This window comes from Sinorhizobium sp. (genome assembly GCF_059070375.1).
The window spans coordinates 692,802-710,903 of the sequence record NZ_JCACWC010000001.1; the positions used below are offsets into that span (position 1 = coordinate 692,802).

The following is an 18,102-nucleotide window of genomic DNA, read 5'->3' on the forward strand; positions in this document are numbered from 1 at the left end:
AACGTTGAAATGCTCTAACCCTTTGGTCCAACGCTCTTCCGGACGGAAAACCGTCACACCCTTTTCCTGGAAGTGCTCTAGAAGGAGGTTCCTTGAGCCTTTTCTGTCGCAAGAAGCGGACGAAGTGAACTCTTCGGCATCGGTCTGGACAAATGGAAGCCCTGCAATTCGTCGCAGCCAAGCTTGCGCAGGATCTCGCTCTGCTCCTCGGTCTCGACTCCCTCGGCGGTGATGCGCAGACCTTTTGCATGTGCGACACCGACGATGGACTGCACGACCGCCACGCCGCCACCGGGCTGATCGAAGGCGTGGACGAAAGAGCGATCGATCTTGATCCGGTCGACCTCCAGGCGCTGCAACCGCCCAAATGAGGAGAAGCCCGTACCGAAATCGTCAAGTGCGAACTTGACGCCGAACTCGCGTAGCGCCGTGATGTTTTTTTCGCAGACGCCGGCTTCGTCGAGGAGAGCCGTTTCGGTGATCTCGAGCTCCAGTCTCGACGGCTCGACCCCGAACTGCCGCAGCAGTGAGAGAACCTGGGCGGCATAATGCCGTTGTCCAAGCTCGACCGCGGAGACGTTCACTGCGATGTCGAGGCCCGGAAATTCGCGCGCCGTAGAACAGGCTTCCTTCAGCACGAAAGCGCCGAGCCGATCGATGAGGCCGGCAGTCTCCGCAAGCGAAACGAAGGCATCCGGTGCTATGTTGCCCTTGCTCGGATGCCGCCAGCGAATAAGAGCTTCCAGCGAGCTTATCTCATGGGACTGCGCCGAATATACGGGCTGGTAGAAGACCTCGAGCTGATTGCCGGCATCCAGGGCCGCTCGCAGATCCTGTTCCAGATCCCGCTTCGTCCTGATCAGTTCGTCCATGTGAGGGCCAAACACTGCGTATCGGTTCCGCCCGGCCGACTTGGCGTGGTAAAGCGCGATATCGGCCTTCCGCGTGATCTCGACGGGGTCGGCGCCATTCCCGGTCGCGACGGCCACACCTATCGAAAGTCCGATGAGAATCGGCTGTCCGTCTATCTCGAAAGGCCGGCGGATCGAAGCGATCAGCGAGTCACAGAGCTTCTCCACCTGGTCCTGGCGGGTGCGTTCGACGATGATGGTAAACTCATCGCCACCAATTCTGGAAATGGCGGCACCAGCAGCGGTTTCCTTAAGCCGTTTCGCGACCTCGACCATCAGCCGATCGCCAACAGGATGGCCGAGTGTGTCGTTCACTTGCTTGAAGCGGTCGAGATCGAGGTACAGGAGAGCATTGGCTTGATCGATTGTCGACGTAGCAACGACCCGCGCCAGCAGACCGTTGAAAGACGCACGGTTGGCGAGTCCCGTCAACGGATCGTGACGCGCCAGATGGTTGAGCTCCGCCTGGCTTTCCTGCAGACGTCTCGACCGCCTCCGCAATACGATACTGAGCGCGCTGGTGAGGGCAAAGAGGAGGGCGCCGGCGACCAGAAGCACCGGCGCCGTGGCCTTCATCACATCGGCACCGGGCCTGAACGGGAGCCAGGAGAAATACCCTATCGTTTCTCCGGACGATGAAACGATCGGAGCATAGGACCGCTGCCGACCGAGTTCTGGCAAAACAGAAAAGCGCAGGTCCTCGAAACCATAATCCTCACCGAGATGGGTCAGGAGATCGCCGTCGAGAAAGCGGACGGCCAAGTGCAGAAATTCCCTGCCGGGCTCCTGAACGATATCACCGGTGTCCGACACGATCGGCTTCACGCTGATAATCGCCGGGCGGCCCCCGATGCGTACGAGATCGCTCTCGCCGATGGACAGCACCTGCTCGCTCGTTCCTTCCTCATCGCCTGCTGCGAGCCTCTCTTGCAGCTTGGCGATCAGCGGCATTGCTTCGGGTTCTATGTTGCTGAAAGCTTCGTCAGTCCGGCCGGCAAGAAAGGCGTATAACGGTTTACGGTCCGGACTGATCACGAATGCGCCGTCGTGTCGGAAATAGCTGTTCATCCAGCTGCCCAGGTTGGAATCAACCCACCGCGAATCCCATTCCTGCGAAACTTTTCTGACGGCGTCATCCCAGACGGTGACGCTCTCCTGATCATGGGCGATGCTGCCTTGCATCTTGGAGATGACAAGCTCGACGAGGTGTTGCTGCCGCTTGACCGCCACAGCGTCCGATTGCTGCGCCGACCAGCGGACGGCCAGGTATATGCCTCCCATCAACGCCATCGCGATGGCCAAGGGCAGCATCCACCTGAAAACCGCGACTTTGCCAGCCACAAACCTCATCCGCACTCCTCCTGACAGGGCTGCTCATCATTGAGCTGAACGTCTTAAAACGGCGTAAGCTTCGCACGTGCCCTTCGGCATCTCACGATCTAGTCCGCTTTGACCGTGCTTTCCCTATCCGCACGCTTGCTTCTCCGCATGGCGTATCCGGGTGCGATCTTCGGATGGGCGAGTTTCAAAGACCGAGGCAATTCGTCTGAAAGCGCCTCGCGGACGGCGTCACCCATCCCGAATACCACGAAATCCGCCTGCAGCGATTCAACGAGCTGGTCTCTTTCGGTAGTGTCCGGCCGGCCATCCTCCTGCCACAGAACGATCCCGATGCGCGCCGCAGGGGCCATGCGTTTCAGCCGACGCACGGTAAACTTGGCATGTCTCATGAAATCCTGGTCGAGAACGCTCAGGACGACGGCGTTTCGCCCCTCGAGCTTCAGAGCCTTTATATTGCCCGCCTTGAGGACGTCGTGACCGGCGTGAGCCGCCTCCGCGCCCTGGATCCATAGGGTCTGGGCGAGCATCGATGCGGCAACGTCATCGAGATCACTGCGCCCTCCGACGCACAGGACGGACTTGCCGTCGCCGAGGGGAAGATCATATTCGTCCGCATCATCATCACCATTTTCCTGCGCTTCCGCGCCCGTTTCCTCCTCCTCCTCCTCCTCTTCGCCGGCAATCTCCTCGAGATTGGCGATGAGGGTGTTCGCACTCTGGGCAATCTGAGCCGCCTGGGCGTTCGTCAGGGCGCCCCGTGCGCGGTCCCGCTCCGCCAGGAGCAGTGCGGGAATAGCAACCGTGTCGTAGAACTCGACGAGATACTTCTCCTCCAGCATGTCTTCCGCATTGTCCGTCGCCTCATCCGGATCTCCGGCGAGCAGACGCTGATAGAGGCGCTCCTTCGGATCGAGCACGGGCTCGTTGCCCAGCAGTATCTCCAGAAACTCGAATTGCGGGACGTGGCGACCGAGAACGACAAGGCACACGGTGAGCGGCGTCGACAGCACCAGTCCGACCGGCCCCCAGAGCCATGCCCAAAAGATCGCCGCGACGATGATCGCAAGCGGCGACAAACCGGTGCGGGAACCGTAAAGCCAAGGCTCGACGACATTGTTGCTCACGAGCTCGAGGACAATGAACAAGGCCGCCGTCCAGACGAGCAGGCTCCATCCAGGTGCCGCGGCAAACGCCAGGAACAACGGCAGAGCCGCAGCGATGACCGGCCCGATATAGGGGACGAAGCGCAACACGATGGCGAGCATCCCCCAGAGGACCGCATTGGGGATACCGAGCAGCGAGAGGCCGATGGCCAGCGGAATGCCGTAGGTGATGTTCACGACCAACTGCATGAGCAGGTACCGGCCGACGCGAGCGCCCGCGTCCTGAAGTGCTTCGGTCGTTCGATGCAGGTCGCCGTAGCCGACCAGCCGAATGAAACGGTCGCGCAGCTCCTCCCTCTCGAACAGCATGAAGATGACCACGACGATGACGAGGCCGGTCGTCGCCAAGGGCCCAAGCAGAGGATTGATGATATTCTTCAGTGTTTCGACCGGCCGCTGCGGAGAGAAAATCTCCACGAGCAACGGCTGGGTCTCCGGCGCCGGTTCGGGTGAGGCACGCACCTCGGGTTCGGGCCGGCTGATCTCCGTGCTGATCCTCTCTATAACGCGGCCAATCCGTTCAAAAATCTGGCTTTCCGATCCGGTCTCCTTCAGGGTCCTGACCTTCTCGACGATGTTGTACTGATAGGTCGGCAGGTTCTGAGCCACCTCGCTCACTTGCATCGCTATGACCGCGCCGAATGCGGACAGGAACAGAAAAGCCGTCGTCACCGTCCCGACGACGGCCACCGAACGGGGACAACCGACTCGACGCAGCCTCGAAACCAGCGGCGCGAGCGCAAAGGTGAGCAGAATGGCGATGGCCAGCGGCAGGAAGACGTCCCGGGCGAAATAGAGGACGGCAACCGTGGCAGCGGTTGCGACGAGGGTCGGTAGACGTGACGGCTGCGCCGCGGCTGCTGCGCTGCGCGCAAACGCGATTTGCTGCAGGCCGCCTGCGGCGGCTGCACGATCCTGGTCAACGCCACGCGAGAACTTCAGCACCACACCCTCCACCACATCACCCGGCGGTCGACCTGGTTGCGACCAGCAGGCAAGAACCTTGTTCGCAAGTAGGTAGGGCAGTGTTTGGCGCCGCCCAGCAGATGCTCCGTTGCATGGAACCGCAGCAGTTGCCATTTCCGGTGCCAAAGCCAAGCCGCCCACCAGCATGGCGGCCGGAGCATCGCGCCGGGAACCATTCTGCGCCCGGCGTGTTTCTGCGACGGGGGATCAATCGCGGTCTTCTGAAGAGGTAACCACATGAAAAATATGATCATTGCCGCGGCAGCACTGATGAGCGCCGTGGCCACGACTTCACTCGCGCAGACGACGCCTTCAGCGGAAGGAGAAACGCCTGCTGTCGCAACGCCCGATTCTGAGAACCCGACGGCACCGGTCGAAGGCGCGAACAGCTTTACTGAAGCGCAAGCGAAGGAACGGATCGAAGAGGCCGGATACACCGAGGTCAGCGGATTGAAGCTCGATGACAAGGGTGTGTGGCAGGCAACTGCGATGAAGGAGGGCAAATCCGTTTCGGTCGCTCTCGACTATCAGGGCAACGTAACGGCGCAGTAGTCCACAGACACCAAAGGAAAGGGAGAACGAATATGAGAACCGTAACAGGGCTCTTTGACGACTATGCAGATGCTCGCGAGGCCGTAAGCGATCTGGAAACGGCAGGCGTTCCTTCAGATAACATCAGCATCGTCGCGAACAACACGGGCGATCGCTACTCGACGGACGGCTCGAACGCGGCCGAAGGGGCCGGTGCCGGAGCTGGCCTCGGCGCTGCCGGAGGCGGCGTCGTTGGCCTTCTGACGGGGCTTGGCCTTATGGCCATTCCTGGAGTTGGCCCAGTGGTGGCTGCCGGCTGGCTTGCCTCCACCGCGGCCGGTGCGGCCGCCGGCGCAATCGCCGGGGGCGCAGCTGGTGGCCTGATAGGTGCGCTGACGGAATCCGGCGTCGATGAAGAAGACGCCCATGTCTACGCCGAAGGCGTTCGCAGGGGGGGCACTCTGGTCACGGCAAGGGTCGAAGACAGTGTCGCACCCCGAGCAGAAGCGATCCTGAAACAGCGCAAAATCGTGGATCCTGCGGCCCGCAGAAGCATCTATGCCCAGGAAGGATGGTCACGTTTCGACGAAAATGCCGATCCGTACACGCTCGATCAGGTCGAACGAGAGCGTGAGCGGTACCGCGGCATGATGCCATAACGGCAGGGCTGACGTCCGCCGCTGCGGGGGCTGCAAGGGCGGCCGGCCCTCGCAGCTATTTCCGCGGCCGTCGAGCCAAACCGGTAGCGCGCGCGCGCCCCATGCTTCTTCTGGGGCGTGCTCACTTGATCTTCAGAAGCAGCATCTTGCCGGCCATGGTAATGCCGTGAGCCGACTCCTCGGGCGGAACATCCGTATCGAGCGCCTTCACGAGGTTGTGCTCGCGCAGCTCGTTCAGGGTCGCGGTCGTCAGGAACTTGATCTTCTGCGGCCGTTCCTTGAACCGGTCCTTCCTTGCATAGGTGACCTGGGCATTCAGGTGCGTCCACCTCTTCCCACCCTGGGGATGCACGTCACCGTCCTTGGCAAGCTTAAGGCCCCGGATCTGCGTTGGCGTCAATTCAATCATGTCGTCGTCTTTCGTACATCTTCGGTAAGGGAGCGGCGCAGCGACCCTGCGGCGTCGCGGAATGAAACCAGCCTCCGGCGCCGGTCGTCCCAGAGCACGAGCCGGACGCATTTGAGGCTGTCCCACAAGGTGATCCGTCCGATGCCGGCAAGTTGCGGATGGTCACGCAGTACCTCCGGCAGACGGTAATAGGGGATCCGGCTGGACAGGTGGTGCACGTGATGAATGCCTATATTGCCGGTGAGCCACCGCAGCACCGGCGGAAGATCGTAATGCGAGGCGCCATGCAGCGCCGCCTGAGGAAACCGCCAATCCTCGCCCGCCGACCAGTGAGTCTCCTCGAACTGGTGCTGCACATAGAAGAGCCAAACGCCGGCTGCACCTGCGAGCAGCACGACCGGAAGATGGATCAGGAGAAAAGGTCCCAACCCGACGGCCCACACCATCAAGCCGGCCAGCGTAACGATCGCAAGATTCGTCCCCATGGTCGAAATCCAAGGCAGAGCACCCGAGTTCATCATCCCGAACGGCAGGCGTTGCTTGAACAGGAAGAGCCAGGCCGGCCCGATGCCGAACATGACGAGCGGGTGCCGGTACAGCCGGTAGCCGAGGCGCTTCGTCGGCGAAAGGGCTCGGTACTCGGCAATGGTCAGCGTGGTGATGTCACCAACCCCGCGTTGGTCGAGATTGCCCGCAGTCGCATGATGGGCGGCGTGTGCACGCCGCCAATAGTCATAAGGGGTCAAGGTCAGGACCCCGAGCACGCGGCCGGTCCAGTCATCGAGCCCCCGACGGGCGAAAAACGATCCGTGGCCGCAATCGTGCTGGATCATGAACAATCTGAGCAGGAAGGCGCTGGCAGGAAGGATCGCGATCAGCCCAGGCCAGAAGCCGTTGGCCAGGGAAAAGCAGGCCGCTGCCCAGAAGATGGCGAAAGGAACGAGAGTGACGAACAGTTCGAAGGCGCTACGCCCCAGACGGGGCTGCCGGTATTTCGCCAGCGTCTTCAACCACGCTCCAGCATTGTCCTCAACAAGTGAAGCGGGTGGATAGACATGTGCGCTCATTATAACCGGTCCGTTTTTCGCTCGCCCCGTGATCATCTGCCAGGGCAATGGGCTGCGCCCGTGGAACGGGAGCAGGTGTTGAAGTGTTACGCCCGGCGGGCTTTGCGGGCCGCATAGCGGCGGTCGCGTTCGGCCTTGCGGGCCGCTTCGTCGGCGACGACGCGCGAGACCCGATCGGCAATTTCTGCCTGGCGGGCTTCGGCTTCAGCCCTTTGCTCGGCCTCGGCAGCCGCGGCCAACGCAGCGGCTTCTGCCAGGATTCGCTCGTTCTCGGCTGTCTTCAGCGCTTCGCGCTCCGCGCGGCGGGCCTCCCTGGCACGGTTGGCCGCTTCGCGCGCAGCCAGTTTTTCCTGCATTTCAGGGTCGGTCGGTTTGGGAGCGGATGCAAATTTTGTCAGAAGCTGGCGCTTTGCATCTGCCGCGGCATTGCGTCGTTCGGCAAAGCCGTTGTCGTTCGGGTGTCTCAATCGTTGTTCCTTTGATATCGTTTGGTCGCGAAGACCGCCTCAACGGAAAAAGGCCAGACATTCGCCTGGCCTCTTCGAACCTCTTGCCGCGATGCCAGTACATCCGTGGTCATCAGCGGCGAAAAAGCATTAGGCAGCGCGGAGCTGGCCTGCGGACATCTTGCCCGACTTGTTGTCGCGCTCGAGCTCGAAGCCGAGCTTCTGACCTTCGACGATCGAATTCATGCCCGCGCGTTCAACAGCAGAGATGTGAACGAACACATCGGCGCTGCCGTCGTCGGGCTGAATGAAGCCGAAGCCCTTGGTGGAATTGAACCATTTAACTGTGCCAGTGGTCATAACGAACCCTTTCTTAGCAACATAGATCACCGCTGGGCGACGCACAGCGGGGTTTCGACTTTTGAGAGAGGGAAGTTCGTCAAGAGACGCGCACAGCGCAGCAAAACAAATATCGGCAAACAAAGTATCGATGTCCTCTCATAGACGAGAGCGGCGACCGCGTCAACCTTTTGTTTTCAGAAAAATCGAAGACAACCTTTGGTAGATAACTCTAGGTGGTCGCGTTTCTTTCCATACCGGTGCACCCGCCGCTAGGCCAAATGAGCTGAGTACACCGGTACGCCTCGAAGTGTTTTTAACTAACGAACGCACAGTCTCCTAGTCATCCTGAATACTATCTTGCCGCGGAAAAGGGTAATTTAGGTATTTCAAAATATTAATTCCATTTCTCCCGGAAAACAATTCGCGTAATTGCAGACACCGATTTCAGGTCATATTCAGCTTCGAATAATATTTCTTGGCACTCCTATTAATCGATTGCCGTCGATGCTATTTAGGAGTTGCAGCCGCCCTATACGCCGGTCGCAGAAAGAATCCCATGACATTTCGCCCGCTCCTCGACCGCGTCGTCATCCGACGCGCCGAACGTAACATCAAATCCAAGGGCGGGATCATCATCCCCGACGCCGCCAAGGAAAAGCCCCAAGAGGGCCAAGTGATCGCCGTCGGTCCCGGCTCCCGCGACGAAAGTGGAAAGCTGATCCCGCTCGACGTCAAGATCGGCGACACGATCCTGTTCGGTAAATGGTCCGGAACAGAGGTCAAGATCGATGGCGAAGACCTACTGATCATGAAGGAATCCGACATCATGGGCATCGTCGCAGCAAATACCGTCGCAACCGCCAATGCTGCCTGATCCCTCGAATTTCGATCCCTTATCTCAAGCCCGAACAGGCCAAAGACAATGTCCGCCAAACAAATCATCTTCTCCACTGACGCCCGCGATCGCCTGCTTCGCGGCGTGGAATTGCTCAACAATGCCGTCAAGGTGACGCTCGGCCCGAAGGGCCGCAATGTCGTCATCGACAAGTCCTATGGCGCTCCACGCATCACCAAGGACGGCGTGTCCGTCGCCAAAGAAATCGAGCTTGAAGACAAGTTCGAGAATATGGGTGCGCAGATGGTGCGCGAGGTAGCCTCAAAGACCAATGACCTTGCCGGCGACGGCACCACGACGGCCACCGTGCTCGCCGCGTCCATCTTTCGCGAAGGTGCTAAGCTGGTTTCGGTGGGCATGAACCCAATGGACCTAAAGCGCGGCATCGATCTTGGCGTTGCCGCCGTCCTCGCGGAAATCAAGGTGCGCGCCACGAAGGTCATCTCGTCGAGCGAGATCGCGCAGGTCGGCACGATTGCCGCCAATGGCGACGCCAGCGTCGGCGAAATGATCGCAAGGGCGATGGAGAAGGTGGGCAACGAGGGGGTCATTACCGTCGAAGAGGCCAGGACGGCCGATACCGAACTCGACGTCGTCGAGGGCATGCAGTTCGATCGCGGTTATCTCTCGCCGTATTTCGTGACCAACGCCGAGAAGATGCGCGTGGAACTGGAGGATCCCTATATCCTCATCCACGAGAAGAAGCTCGGCAGTCTGCAGGCTATCCTGCCGATCCTTGAGGCCGCGGTGCAGACCGGGAAACCGTTGCTGATCATCTCCGAAGACGTCGAAGGCGAAGTGCTGGCGACGCTCGTCGTCAACAGGCTGCGAGGTGGCCTGAAGATTGCGGCCGTCAAGGCTCCCGGCTTCGGCGACCGCCGCAAGGCCATGCTGGAAGACATTGCCATCCTGACGGACGGCCAGACGATCTCCGAGGATCTGGGTATCAAGCTTGAGAACGTTACGCTGGATATGCTTGGCCGCGCCAGGCGGGTGCTGATCGAGAAGGACACGACCACAATCATTGACGGCTCCGGCGACAAAGCCTCCATCCAGGCGCGCGTCAGCCAGATCAAGGCGCAGATCGAGGAGACGGCGTCCGACTACGAAAAGGAAAAGCTGCAGGAGCGGCTGGCGAAACTCGCCGGCGGCGTCGCGGTCATTCGCGTCGGCGGCGCGACCGAGCTTGAAGTGAAGGAAAAGAAGGATCGCATCGACGATGCCCTGAACGCTACGCGCGCGGCGGTCGAGGAAGGCATCGTTCCCGGCGGCGGAGTGGCGCTACTACGGGCAAAATCGGCTCTTGTCGGTCTCACCGACGAGAACGCCGACGTAGCGGCAGGCATCTCGATCGTGCGCCGGGCACTGGAAGCACCAATCCGCCAGATCGCCGACAATGCCGGCGTCGAGGGTTCGATCGTTGTCGGAAAACTTATCGACGGCAGCGATCACAATCAGGGGTTCGACGCGCAGACGGAAACCTATGTCGACATGATCAGGGCCGGCATCGTCGATCCCGCCAAGGTCGTGCGGACAGCCTTGCGGGACGCCGGCTCGATCGCGGCTCTTCTGATCACCGCCGAAGCCATGATCGCCGATATTCCCGAGAGGGAGTCTCCCCAAGGCACCGGAAACGGCGCCATGGGCAGTATGGGATACTGAGAGCAGTGCCTGAACCGTTCGGCCCGGTGGTCAGGCGGCGAAACGCGAACAACGACGGAGGGGGAGGCTTCCAATGGCCATGCAGAACAGCAGCAAGACGTCAATCACCCAGCAATTCGACAATTACAAGCCATCCAAAGCGATCCTCGTATGGGCGTGCGCCGCGACGGCGGCCGCAACGATGATCGTCGGCTTCAACTGGGGCGGCTGGGTGACAGGCGGCACGTCTCGCACGGCGGCAGCGGCCGCAGCCGACATCGCGCGCGGTGAACTGGCATCCGCCATATGCGTCGAGCGGTTCAACGCCGCGCCGGACGCGGCCGCAAAACTGATCGAGTTCAAGGCAATCACCGACGGCTACAAGAAGCGTCAATTCGTAGAGGCCGGCGGTTGGGCGACGATGCCCGGCCAAACCTCACCCGACAGCCGCAGCGTTCAAGGTTGCGCCACCGCTCTGGCCATCTGAGCGCAAAATCTGAAAAGCGCTCCCGTGTTTGTTTGGAGCGCTTCAATCTGCCAGATCAGGAGAACGTCAAATGATCCGTTTCGAGAGAAAGCCCGACCCGCAGCCCTCACTGAAGGAAGCCGAAACCAATCGTACCAAGCAAATAAGCGAAGCCGCGAAGGAAGAGAACAAGAAATCGGACACAACGGGAGCGCGGCGTCGCGCGCCTCAAGCGGCTGATGACGACCGGCTCATTTGAGAGCATATAGGACGCCACGGCCTGTTTCTCATTGGGGCCGCCCATATGGCGGGTCGGCTTCATCAAATTCAACGTCAAGAGGATCGCATCGATGGCTAAAGGACAAGTGAGAGGCAACCGCGAGGCGCGGAAGCCGAAAAAGGAAAAGGCGCCGGTGAAGGTAGAGACGAGCTTCACCAATCAGCTCAAGAATGCCGAGAAGAGCAGCCCACAGGGTGGTAAACACAAAGGCTGAGCCCAAGGGAACGGCGGGGGCGCTGGAAGACTTCGGAGCCGCGTGCAACGGCTATTTTGGCGCTGCGGCCGCGGTTTCGCCCGGCGGCAAGATCCTGAACATAAAGGTTGATACCTTTTCCCCTGGCTTGAACGGGCCCGGCACCTGATGACTTACCGGCTTCAGGCTTTGAAGGAATGCTGCAATTGCGCCTGCGTCTTCTTTTGTGAGTTGCGCAAATGCGTGCCACGGCATGATCGGCGCCAGCATGCGGCCGTCGGGGCGCTGCCCGGTCTGAATGGCAGTCACAATCTGCTCCGTGGTCCAGCTGCCGATGCCGGTCTCTTTGTCGGGCGTGATGTTGCGACCGATGAAAACACCCTCTCCGGGAATTTCGAAGCCTACATCCGACCCGCCGAGAAAGCGTGAGCTGTCCGGTTTTCCAAAAAAATATCCCGGTGTGTGGCAGTCGTTGCAGCCGCCCATCGTGACGAGATATTCCCCCCGCGCAATTTCGGGATCGTCGGCAGCAGCGGCCCCGAGCGGCTGTAGCCCAAAAGCATAGGTGGCGAAACATGCGAACCCAATGCCCAACCGAAACATGCTTGCCTCCTTGAGGTTCGCTGCTGAAGCAAACTGAATATCATAACGGAGTTGCCCTATATATTAGCCATTTCGAATTATCGGGAGATCGCCGAACCTCTATGTGGTTCAGCCTGACGGAGGTCGCACCATTCGGCGACGACCTTCTCGGAAAGTGCGGCCGGTAGAGCGCTCCTGGGCCAGCGGTCTGCAGCGCCTTTGCGACAACAAATCGCGATGCCGCAGGCTAATGCTGCTGACGACGTCGACGTCGCTCGAATCCGCTTGGTTTGTGAGCTCCGGCGCGACATGAACGTCAACGATGACGCTGTGCCGATCATCCTTGCGCTGCTGGATCAGCTCTATGGTCTAAGGCGGGAGCTTAGAACAATTGCGACGGCGCTGTCGAAGCAGCCTGATGAGGTACGCCAGCAATTGAAGCAGTCGCTCTTTTCGCATATTGGTTGAGAGCCCGCTCTCGCCTTGAGCCGGCACGATCCAGCCGCTGTGCACCCACTGGCGCAGCTGTTTGAGGGTTACAGCGTCGCACCGTTCAAGGACTTGCCTCTCCGTCAATTTCATGTGGCCCTCCGTAGAGCTTCGCGCGGGTCATAAGCGTGGCTCTGCCGCCACGTTTCCATGAAACGCTCGAGATCGGGATCGGTCGTCGTCGGCAGAACGACCTTCAGCGTAACACGCTGATCCCCGGCGGGGCCGTGTTGAGACTTCACCCCTTTGCCCTTGAGACGCAGGATGTCGCCCGTATTTGAACCCTTAGGGATGGTCATCGATACGCGGCCGGAGATCGTCGGCACTTCGATCTTTGCACCAAGCACGGCTTCATAAAGCGTAATTGGCAGATCCATTTCGATGTCGTTGCCTTCACGACGGAAGACGGAGTGGGAACGGACGCTGATTTCGATCAAGGCATCTCCGGGTTCCCCGCCAGCAATCCCCGGTGTCCCCTTGCCCCTCAGCCTGAGCGTGCTGCCGTCACGTGTGCCGGCAGGAATGGCCAAGTCGAGCGTGTTCCCGTCGGGAAAGGTGATGCGGCGGCGGGCGCCGTTTGCCGCGTCCTGGAACTCGATTTCGAGGTGATAATGACGGTCCTGCCCACGCGCCTTGAAACGAGCCCCTGCCCCGCCCCGCCCGAAAACATCCGCGAAGATGTCCGACACATCCTCGAATTCACCGGTTCCGCCCGCTGACCCATACCGCCGCGCGTGGTCTGCATCGGCGTAGTTCCTGTAAAAGTGCTGCTGCGGCCGTTCTGCCCCCGATGCATCGATCTCGCCCCGGTCGAACCGGGCCCGCTGCTCGGGATCGCTCAGCAAATGGTGGGCTGCGGAAAGCGCCTTGAATTTGGCTTCCACCTGCTTGTCGCCTGGATGCAGATCCGGGTGCAGCTCCTTTGCGCGCTTGCGGTAGGCTTTGCGGATCTCATCCGGTTTGGCGGTACGCGGAACGCCGAGTATCTGATAGGGATCGTCAGTCACCGATCACCTCCACCAATTTGACGTGCACGTCGACTGCGCGGCTGCGGCAAGCTGCGCGTCAACATCTTCAGGCCTCTGCTCGCTAGACTTCCTTTGAAATCTGCACCAGCGCGGTTTCCAGTTCGCTGTCCAGAAACGGCTTCGTGAGCAAGGGGATGTTCGAGTACCTTGTATCCAGGCCTTTGCTGCCATAGCCCGTGGCAAAAATGAAGGGTACGTTGCGTTCCGCCAGAACGTCCGCGACCGGATAACTGGGCTCCCCGTCCAGATTGACGTCGATGATGGCGATGTCGAACTGACCTTTCCGCGCGATATCGAGCGCCTCCTGCATCCGAGAGGCTATAGCGACGACCTCATGCCCGAGTTCGCATAGACTATCTTCAATCAGCATGGCGATCATGGATTCGTCTTCGACCACGAGTACCCGAAGTCTGCGCGCTGTCATGCGTCAGGCCTGTAGAAGCTTGAACGTCATGCCAGTGGCGCCTCGATGTGAAAGCGCACGCCGCTCGGCGCAAACACAAGATCGACCTTGCCGCCGAGTTCGCGAGCCAAAGCACGTTCGAGCAGGCGGGTGCCAAAACCCGTCCGCGCTGGGACTATGACAGATGGACCACCAATCTCCTCCCATTGTAGATGCAGGTGAGACGCACTCTCAATATCGCTGACATGCCAGCTGACCTTGATGAGACCGCCGTCGTTCGTGAGCGCCCCGTATTTTGCAGCATTTGTGCAAAGCTCATGAAAAGCCATCGACAATGCCAGTGCCATTTTCGGCCGCAACCGGATCGGCGGACCGGAGGCCTCAACGCGCTGCTGGGGTTCCACGCAGATTGGATTGATCGTCGCGAGAAGGACCTCTTGAAGATCCGCACCCTGCCAGCTCTCCCGAGTAAGCACGTCGTGCGCCCTCGCCAATGCGACGAGCCGGCTTTGGAACCGGCCAAAATCCTGGCTTGCATTTACACCACGGAAGGTTTGCGCAGCCAGCGACTGAACCGTGGCAAGCGTGTTCTTCACGCGGTGGTTCAGTTCGTTGACCAGGAGCTTGCGGTGTTCTTCGCTGCGTCGCCTTTCTGTAATATCGCGCGCGATCTTTGACGCGCCGACGACGCGACCGCGGGCGTCTTTCAAAGGGGAAACCGTCAAGGAGACATCGATCAGGGTTCCGTCCTTTCGAATCCGTACCGTCTCATAATGGTCGATGTGCTCGTCTCGCCGAATCCTTTCAAGAATGCCGGGCTCCTCGTCCTGGCGGTCGGGCGGAATGAGGATGTTTATAGGCTTTCCGATCACTTCCTCGGCGCTATAGCCGAACAGGCGCTCGGCACCTCTATTCCAAGTCTGGATGATGCCTTGCGTGTCCTTGCTTACGATCGCATCGTCCGAGAACCTGACAATGGCCGCGAGCCGTTCTGCATATTCCGCAGCCTTCTCGCGATCGGAGATGTCCACCAGCATGTTGACCGCCCCAACGAGCTTGCCGGCGACATCATGCAGCGGAGTGGGATAGGGTATGAACGGCACACGGGTCCCATCCGGCCGTTCGGCCACGGCTTGTTCGCCACGGACCGCTCGGTCTTCTTTGAGCGCCACGGCCATTGGACATTGGTCGTGCGGCAGGTAGGTGCCGTCCGGTCTGTAGAGACGCCAGGTGACACACCATTTATCTCCGAACTGTGGGGTGCGGCCGGCCATCTCGACAGCCGCCTTATTGAAGAAAGTGATGCGACCTTCGGCATCTGTGGTGTAGACGGCGGCGGGCAGCGCCTCGAGCAAATCACGCATATGCTGTTCGCTTTCGCGAAGACGGTCGTCCATGCGTTTCGCTTCGGTGACATCAAGCAGAACCCGCACGCCATAACGGAAACGACCGGCGTGATCGCGGACAGTCGAACTGTAAACATCGAGATAAACGACCGTACCGTCGGGCTTCACGGCACGTTTGCGAATTGCATAAGTATCAATCTCTCCGTTGACCTGCCGCGCATAGGAGCGGGCTTCCTCACCGCGGTCATCCTCATGCGTATAGTCGAGGAACGTCATAGTCAGGAGTTGTTCGCGCGAGCGGCCCAGCATGGTGCAGAATGCGTCATTGACCCGCAGCAGGCGGCCATTCGCATCGGATTCAGCGATCCCGATCGTCGCCGCCTGGTAGGTGGCTGAAAGTCGTTCCTCGCTCTCACGTCGTGCGTCTTCCGATTCGTACAGGCTGGTAACATCGGTCGTGAAGCATCGGGTGTTGACGAATTTTCCGTCATCGAAGCGGCTGTTGGATGTGATCAGCACATGCTTGATCGAGCCATCGCGTGCGCGCAAGCGGGCGGGATAGCGATCGAGTTTTTCGCCACAGGACAGGCGGTCAAGAATGTCGCCGATGACAGGCGGATCTGCGTGAAATTCAGCGATGTGCCGGCCTACATACTCGTCCGCCGGATATCCGAGGAGCTCCAGCTCTGCCTTGTTCGCCCGCAGGATGATCCCCGCGGCGCTGACGATGTGCAGCCCGATCGCGCTGTTCTCGAAGAAGTCCTCCAGGTCCTTGCTCTTGCGGATGACCTCCGCTTCGATCCGCTTCTGTTGCGAAATATCCTGGAAGCAATTGATCGCCCCTTGAATTGCTCCCCGATGGTCTCTGAGCGGGCGAATATTCACGAGCGCAAAGATGCGGGATCCGTCAGGTCTTTCGATGATCACCTCGGCGTTGCGCGTGGAGACACCGTTCTTGACCGCCTTAGCCATAGGGCAGTCCTGATGCTCCAAGAGCGCGCCGTCCGGAAGGAAAAGACGTTGGGACCCACAAAACCGCTCTCGCGATGCGCTAAGCGATGGCTGTCTACCCCAAAGCTCGGCTGCCTCGGCGTTGTAGCGCACGAGCCATCCCTCGTGATCACAGACATAAACGGCTCCCGGGATAGCATCGAGCGCAGTTGGAGCTGACGTGATCAGCGCTTCGTATTCGGTCAATACGCGACCGGTAAGCGGAAATTCTTCGACATTCGACATGAAAACAAGTCCCTCGCGGCTTTTCAAGGGATCGATTGAATCTCAGCCGGAGTCATGGAGGGACAACTCTGCTCGACGCGCGACCCCAGGTGCGCAAAATTGCTTAACCGACATCAACGCACCGGACGCGGTTTTGTTCCCGACATTTTTGACTCGCACATTCTCGGACTGGCCACGTCATCCAGGCGGTACCGTTGACCGCCCCCATTTCCTGCACCCTATCGAAAGCTCACATCTAGACCGCGGCGCTTTAGAGATCTACAGTCGAGTTTCTGTGATCCTGAAATTGCATCAGGTCCAGCCCTTCGCATCGTCCACCGCAATGAATTGCGGTTCGGGCCCGCGCTTCAGCCCTCAATAAACGCAATCTCACCGTGCAAGCGGGAGGAGTTTCCATGGCCACTGCCCAATGCGCCTGCGGCGCTCTAAGATTGATGCTTAACGAACCGCCACGACTGACCGCGCTGTGTCACTGTTTCGCCTGTCAGCGAAGAACTGGTGCACCTTTCAGCGCGAATGCGTTCTACTCGATTGACTGTGTCGAAATATCTGGCGTGTCTACGGAATACATTCGTACTGCCGAGAGCGGTCGCAAGGTCCGGATGCATTTTTGCCCAAGCTGCGGCTCGACCCTCTATTGGAAAGCCGATGCTTCGCCGTCCTGGATCGGGGTGGCGGTAGGGTCATTTGCCGACCCGAACTTCGCCCCGCCTGCCATGTCAGTATTCGTGCAATCGAAACATAAGTGGGTGCAGCTCGATGAAACGGTAGAGCAATTCCAGGGCCTTCCGATCGGACAGTAAACGCAGGTATCGACACGGGGAGGCTAGAGCCGGTGGGCGCACACGAACTTTCCACGCGTTGCAGACGCTCTGCTCACCGCTGAAAGCGACGGCCCCCGGCTCACCAATCTGCTGCTCTCTAGCCGCCGCCTGAAACGATCCGAAGCACCAGTGGATGAGGTTTCTGATTCATCGGTGGTGCCAAGGATTTACCACGGTAAGTCCAGCCGCTTCGAACGGGCTGATATCGCGCGTCGCGACGAGGAATCCCCTGGAGGCGGCAATGGCGGCAATATATCCGTCGGGCGTCGGAAATCCCTTGCCGGCGGCTCGAGCGGTCACGGCAAGCCCGGCATAGTAGCGAGCAGCTCCGATATCGAACGGCAATACGCGATCGCCAAACAGTTCGAGCACGCCGTCAAACATTTCGGCCAGAGCCTTCTTGCGCCGACCATCCGGCAGCGCACCGATGCCGAACAGCAGTTCGGCCAAGGTCACACTGGCCAGATAAAGGGTTTCAGCGACCTGCTCGTTCAACCAGGAGCGCACGGCCGGATCGGCGGCCGGTTTCATCACCTCGGAGACGACATTCGTATCGAGGACAATCATTCAAATCTCATCGGCTGCGCCGGCGCCTTGTCACGTATCTCGTCGAACACTGCGAAATCGTCATTGGTCAGGCCCAATCGCCGGCCGAGCTCGGCCAGGGCATCGCCCATGCGAACGCGCTGCTCGGGCTTCACCGCACTTTCCAGAATCTCCCGCACTTCCGCCTCGGTGCTGCGGCCGTGCATCGCCGCTCTCACGCGCAATGCGCGATGCACTTCATCGGGCACATTTCGAACCGTCAGGATCGCCATAGTCAAACCCTCGCATTTGCCTTCAATGATAGCAATCTAGTCCTTTTGCAGTCATGTCGCAAGTTT

20 protein-coding genes and 1 pseudogene are annotated in these 18,102 nt (G+C 59.9%); 9 read left to right on the top strand and 12 right to left on the bottom strand.

Annotation, left to right across the window (positions count from 1 at the left end):
- Positions 1 to 77 precede the first annotated feature (77 nt).
- On the bottom strand, positions 78 to 2,261 hold the full coding sequence (locus tag AC5J09_RS03400) for a putative bifunctional diguanylate cyclase/phosphodiesterase (protein ID WP_494296884.1): 2,184 nt from the start codon (positions 2,259 to 2,261) through the stop codon (positions 78 to 80).
- An 89-nt stretch (positions 2,262 to 2,350) separates the two neighbouring features.
- Positions 2,351 to 4,360: an AI-2E family transporter gene (locus tag AC5J09_RS03405; RefSeq protein WP_275598675.1), complete on the bottom strand. Its 2,010-nt coding sequence runs from the start codon at positions 4,358 to 4,360 to the stop codon at positions 2,351 to 2,353.
- Positions 4,361 to 4,618: 258 nt separating this feature from the next.
- Here AC5J09_RS03405 and AC5J09_RS03410 point away from each other — a divergent pair, with 258 nt between their 5' ends.
- Positions 4,619 to 4,933: a PepSY domain-containing protein gene (locus tag AC5J09_RS03410; protein WP_018096480.1), complete on the top strand. Its 315-nt coding sequence runs from the start codon at positions 4,619 to 4,621 to the stop codon at positions 4,931 to 4,933.
- Between the two features lie 32 nt (positions 4,934 to 4,965).
- Positions 4,966 to 5,571 carry a general stress protein gene (locus AC5J09_RS03415; protein WP_102762051.1) on the top strand — a complete coding sequence of 202 codons (606 nt, stop codon included), beginning with the start codon at positions 4,966 to 4,968 and terminating at the stop codon, positions 5,569 to 5,571.
- 121 nt (positions 5,572 to 5,692) lie between these two features.
- Here the strand turns inward: AC5J09_RS03415 and AC5J09_RS03420 are convergent, their stop codons facing one another.
- The 4 genes from AC5J09_RS03420 to AC5J09_RS03435 form a co-directional block, all read right to left on the bottom strand.
- On the bottom strand, positions 5,693 to 5,980 hold the full coding sequence (locus tag AC5J09_RS03420) for a hypothetical protein (RefSeq protein WP_018096482.1): 288 nt from the start codon (positions 5,978 to 5,980) through the stop codon (positions 5,693 to 5,695).
- A complete protein-coding gene (locus AC5J09_RS03425) occupies positions 5,977 to 7,047 on the bottom strand; it encodes a fatty acid desaturase (protein WP_127710396.1) in 1,071 nt (356 codons plus the stop codon). Before AC5J09_RS03425 ends, AC5J09_RS03420 begins: the two co-directional genes overlap by 4 nt.
- A gap of 86 nt (positions 7,048 to 7,133) precedes the next feature.
- A complete protein-coding gene (locus tag AC5J09_RS03430) occupies positions 7,134 to 7,514 on the bottom strand; it encodes a DUF6481 family protein (RefSeq protein ID WP_127710398.1) in 381 nt (126 codons plus the stop codon).
- A gap of 129 nt (positions 7,515 to 7,643) precedes the next feature.
- A complete protein-coding gene (locus tag AC5J09_RS03435) occupies positions 7,644 to 7,853 on the bottom strand; it encodes a cold-shock protein (protein WP_011970048.1) in 210 nt (69 codons plus the stop codon).
- Between the two features lie 538 nt (positions 7,854 to 8,391).
- Between AC5J09_RS03435 and AC5J09_RS03440 the strand changes: the two genes are divergently transcribed.
- The 5 genes from AC5J09_RS03440 to AC5J09_RS03460 all read left to right on the top strand — a co-directional run bounded on the left by AC5J09_RS03440 (position 8,392) and on the right by AC5J09_RS03460 (position 11,331).
- The gene (locus tag AC5J09_RS03440) at positions 8,392 to 8,709 is read left to right on the top strand and encodes a co-chaperone GroES (RefSeq protein ID WP_494296885.1); all 318 of its coding nucleotides are present in this window, start codon (positions 8,392 to 8,394) and stop codon (positions 8,707 to 8,709) included.
- A 48-nt stretch (positions 8,710 to 8,757) separates the two neighbouring features.
- Entirely contained in the window at positions 8,758 to 10,392 is a 1,635-nt protein-coding gene (groL, locus tag AC5J09_RS03445) for a chaperonin GroEL (RefSeq protein WP_338279934.1), read from the top strand.
- Between the two features lie 73 nt (positions 10,393 to 10,465).
- Entirely contained in the window at positions 10,466 to 10,858 is a 393-nt protein-coding gene (locus tag AC5J09_RS03450; protein ID WP_338279937.1) for a hypothetical protein, read from the top strand.
- Positions 10,859 to 10,928: 70 nt separating this feature from the next.
- Positions 10,929 to 11,096: a hypothetical protein gene (locus tag AC5J09_RS03455; RefSeq protein WP_102764042.1), complete on the top strand. Its 168-nt coding sequence runs from the start codon at positions 10,929 to 10,931 to the stop codon at positions 11,094 to 11,096.
- Between the two features lie 91 nt (positions 11,097 to 11,187).
- Complete coding sequence (locus AC5J09_RS03460) at positions 11,188 to 11,331, top strand: hypothetical protein (protein ID WP_003525318.1); 144 nt, start codon at positions 11,188 to 11,190, stop codon at positions 11,329 to 11,331.
- 51 nt (positions 11,332 to 11,382) lie between these two features.
- Here the strand turns inward: AC5J09_RS03460 and AC5J09_RS03465 are convergent, their stop codons facing one another.
- Positions 11,383 to 11,913: a cytochrome c family protein gene (locus AC5J09_RS03465; protein ID WP_338279957.1), complete on the bottom strand. Its 531-nt coding sequence runs from the start codon at positions 11,911 to 11,913 to the stop codon at positions 11,383 to 11,385.
- Positions 11,914 to 12,150: 237 nt separating this feature from the next.
- On the opposite strand from AC5J09_RS03465, the pseudogene AC5J09_RS03470 reads away from it, so the two are divergent.
- A pseudogene (locus AC5J09_RS03470) lies at positions 12,151 to 12,360 on the top strand (chaperone modulator CbpM); the annotation flags it as partial.
- Between the two features lie 110 nt (positions 12,361 to 12,470).
- Here AC5J09_RS03470 and AC5J09_RS03475 read toward each other — a convergent pair.
- The 3 genes from AC5J09_RS03475 to AC5J09_RS03485 form a co-directional block, all read right to left on the bottom strand.
- Positions 12,471 to 13,388, bottom strand: a complete 918-nt coding sequence (locus AC5J09_RS03475; protein ID WP_494296886.1) for a DnaJ C-terminal domain-containing protein — start codon at positions 13,386 to 13,388, stop codon at positions 12,471 to 12,473.
- An 82-nt stretch (positions 13,389 to 13,470) separates the two neighbouring features.
- Complete coding sequence (locus tag AC5J09_RS03480) at positions 13,471 to 13,833, bottom strand: response regulator (RefSeq protein ID WP_338279964.1); 363 nt, start codon at positions 13,831 to 13,833, stop codon at positions 13,471 to 13,473.
- Positions 13,834 to 13,859: 26 nt separating this feature from the next.
- Positions 13,860 to 16,394 (bottom strand): PAS domain-containing sensor histidine kinase, encoded by a 2,535-nt coding sequence (locus AC5J09_RS03485; RefSeq protein ID WP_494296887.1) that lies wholly within the window; start codon positions 16,392 to 16,394, stop codon positions 13,860 to 13,862.
- Positions 16,395 to 16,789: 395 nt separating this feature from the next.
- Between AC5J09_RS03485 and AC5J09_RS03490 the strand changes: the two genes are divergently transcribed.
- Positions 16,790 to 17,197 carry a GFA family protein gene (locus tag AC5J09_RS03490; protein ID WP_275598669.1) on the top strand — a complete coding sequence of 136 codons (408 nt, stop codon included), beginning with the start codon at positions 16,790 to 16,792 and terminating at the stop codon, positions 17,195 to 17,197.
- Positions 17,198 to 17,365: 168 nt separating this feature from the next.
- On the opposite strand, the gene AC5J09_RS03495 is transcribed toward AC5J09_RS03490, so the two are convergent.
- Entirely contained in the window at positions 17,366 to 17,785 is a 420-nt protein-coding gene (locus AC5J09_RS03495; RefSeq protein WP_275598668.1) for a type II toxin-antitoxin system VapC family toxin, read from the bottom strand.
- Positions 17,782 to 18,036 carry a FitA-like ribbon-helix-helix domain-containing protein gene (locus AC5J09_RS03500; protein WP_275598667.1) on the bottom strand — a complete coding sequence of 85 codons (255 nt, stop codon included), beginning with the start codon at positions 18,034 to 18,036 and terminating at the stop codon, positions 17,782 to 17,784. The genes AC5J09_RS03495 and AC5J09_RS03500 overlap by 4 nt, the downstream gene beginning before the upstream one ends.
- Positions 18,037 to 18,102: the final 66 nt, after the last annotated feature.